We start from the raw sequence: 3,074 nt of genomic DNA, 5'->3' as shown, positions 1-3,074 counted from the left end.
ACCGCCGCCGTGCAGCAGGGCGTCGTGGTCGTGGCCGCGGCCGGCAACGCCGGCCCCTACTCCCAGAGCGTGAGCTCCCCGGCCGCGGCCGAGGGTGTCATCGCCGTCGGCGCGAGCGTGACCGGCGTCGCCGACCCGACCCTGACCCTCGACGGCGCCGCACCGGGCGACGACCCGCGGCCGCTGGACGTGACCCGCTTCCCGATGTCGGCCAACCCGCCCGCGGGCGGCATCACGGCCCGCCTGGTCGACGTCGGCGACGGACTTGAGGAGGAGGACTACGAGCAGGCCGGCGACGTGCGCGGCGCGATCGTCGTCATGCAGAGCGTCACCACGACCTCCCTGGGCGAGTTGCAGGTGCCGCACCTGCTGCAGGCCCAGCTCGCCGAGGAGCACGGGGCTGTCGGCGCCCTGCTCTACGCGCCCAGTGCGACCGACCCGACCGGCGATCAAGGCTCCGGTCCCCAGGGGTCCGCGAACGTCCTGGCGGGCGGCGGGTTCGACCTGCGGCGCGAGTCGCTGGTGATGATGAACATCGCCTCGGCCCAGTACCAGACCTTCAAGGCGGAGGTCGCGGCGGGCACCGTCTCGGGCACGATCGGCTCGGTGGACCGGACCGACACGATCACTGACTTCAGCTCCCGTGGGCCGAGCGACGCGATGACGCTCAAGCCCGAGATCGTGGCCCCCGGCTACGAGATCATGTCCGACATCCCGGCCGAGTTCGGCGTGGACGGGAACCAGTACCGGATGTCCGGCACCTCGATGGCCGCACCGCACGTCGCCGGCGCCGCCGCCCTCCTGGCCCAGGCCCGCCCCGAGCAGACCGCGCAGCAGCTGCGCGCGACCCTCATCGGCAGCGCCCAGGAGCTCGGCTCCGACGACGCCGACGCGTCCCCGTCCGGCCAGGGCGCCGGCACGCTCGACGTCGCCGCCGCCGTCGACCAGCAGGTCACCGCCTCGCCCGACGCCGTCTCCCTCGGACTGGCCGACATGGGTCCGAACCCGTCCCGCACCAGCACCGTGGTGCTGCGCAACTCCGGTGACCGTGCGGTGACGGTCAGGCTCTCCGCCGAGCCGTCGAAGAGCAGCACGGGCCAGGTCGACCTGTCCACCCGGAAGCTGCGGATCCCGGCGGGCCGTCAGGCCTCGGTCGACCTCACCGTCACCCCGGAGTCCGGCGAGATCGACGGCGAGACCTCCGGCGTGGTGGTCGGTAGTGTCTCTGACGGCACGACCGTGCGCGTCCCGTACGCGGCCTACGTGCGCCCGCTGTACGTGCAGTCCTCGCCCTCGCTGGCGACCGGCAGCACCGATGTGTTCGTCTACGCGCCGATGACCCCCGAGGCGACACCCACCGCGACGGCGACCGCGCCGTCCGGCGAGAAGTACACCGCCGCGCTCACCGCCGTCGGCACCAGCCCCGGCTGGTACCGCGGCACCGTGCCGCTCGACGAACCCGGCACCTACCGCCTCGACGCCCGCGCGACGGTGACCGGCCGCACCCTGACCGGTACCGGCGGCGTGCAGTCCGAGGGCGCCGACCAGGCCGGGCAGTGGGAGCAGGTCGGACGCACCGGTGTGGCCAGGGCCCTCGCCACGTCGCCGAAGGCTCCGGGAACCGGCCTGGCGATGGCCTCCACGGGTGTGCACCCGTTCGTCACCACCGACTACGGCGCTACCTGGCGGCGGGTGCGCAGCATGCCCGTGGCCGACGGCTGGGGCATCCCCGTGGCCGACACCGCAACGCCCGGCGGTTTCTACGTCGCCCTGAACGGTGCCGCCGGCAACGTGACCCTCGACCCGAGCTACAACGGCCGCATCGTGCACACCCCGGACGCGGGCGCCACCTGGACGGTGCTGCCGTTCCCGGACGTCGCCGTCAGCGAGCTCGTCGCCCAGGGCGACGCGCTGGCCGCGGTGACCGACGACGGCGTCTACCTCAGCAAGGACGGCGGGCAGAACTGGCGCCGGGTCGCCCCGGCCTGGAGCGGATCCGTGTCCAACGCCACCTTCGCCGGCGACGACCTGCTGATCACCACCTACCACGGCATCTATCGCGTCGCTGACGTCCTGTCCGGCGGCAGCGAGGTCACGCAGACCTACACGACCAGTGCCGCGGACCCTTTCCCCCAGGGTGTCGTCGGTGACGGGTCCGCCGCCGTCGCCATCCAGGGCGACGGCCTCGCACTGATCTCCTCCGACGGCGGTGCCACCTGGACCAAGGGCCCGGACACCGGCCAGACCTATGTCACGCAAGCCACGCTGGTCGAGGGCACCGTGTACGTCGCGGGTCTGTCGAGCTACAGCACCAGCACCGATGGAGGCGCCACCTGGGACACGCATCCGCTACCCGTTGACGGCTCGCTCGCGACGGACGTGGACCACTGGCCCGGCAAGCCCACCGGAAGCATCGTCCTCGCGATGGAGGCAGCCGGCTACTACGCGACCGACGACGGCGAGCACTGGGCCCGCACCGGTGTCCCGGGCACCGATGTCTACGACGTCGAGGCCGGTACGGACGCGGAGGGGGAGGCCGTGCTGCGTGCCGTGGACGACTACGGTCTGCACACACGGTCGCTCGCCGAGATCTCGGCGGACACACCGGACTGGGGACCTTCCGGTCACGAGGGTTGGATCGGGTTCCAGCTCGACGAGGTGGTCCAGTCGCCGGTAGGTGACCGGGCCGTCTGGGCCATCGGTGCGGACGCGCTCGGGCTGGGCAAGATCCGCACGGGAACTTCCGGCGCCGGCGACGGTGACCTGACCGACGTCGGGCCGTATGGCGGGTTCAAGGCCCTGAGCCTCGCCGTGTCGCCGCACGAGGTGACGGGCGAAGGCGGGGACACCGTCGCGGTGTCCTACGCGACCCAGCGCGAGGCCGGAGTCATGGTCTCCCAGGACGGGTTCGCCCACTGGACGACCTATCCACACCAGGTGCGGATCAACCAGGTCGCCTTCGATCCCCAGAACCCGGAACGGCTGTGGCTGGCGACGGCGTCCGGCCTGTACCGGTCGGACGACCTGGGCAGGACGATCACGCGCCTGACGCAGGACGAGGCGCGCTCGGTGTG

The 3,074-nt window shown here is 72.6% G+C and carries 1 protein-coding gene; it reads left to right on the top strand.

Annotated elements, in window-relative coordinates; all coding sequences use genetic code 11:
- Positions 1 to 3,074, top strand: a 3,074-nt coding sequence (locus ACIG47_RS26405; RefSeq protein WP_397434030.1) for a S8 family serine peptidase, incomplete at both ends; no start/stop codon positions are given.

It is taken from the genome of Promicromonospora sp. NPDC052451, from assembly GCF_044547525.1.
Taxonomy (GTDB): domain Bacteria; phylum Actinomycetota; class Actinomycetes; order Actinomycetales; family Cellulomonadaceae; genus Promicromonospora.
The sequence above is the reverse complement of the archived record's forward strand: the minus strand, read 5'-3'. Positions and strand labels throughout refer to the sequence as shown.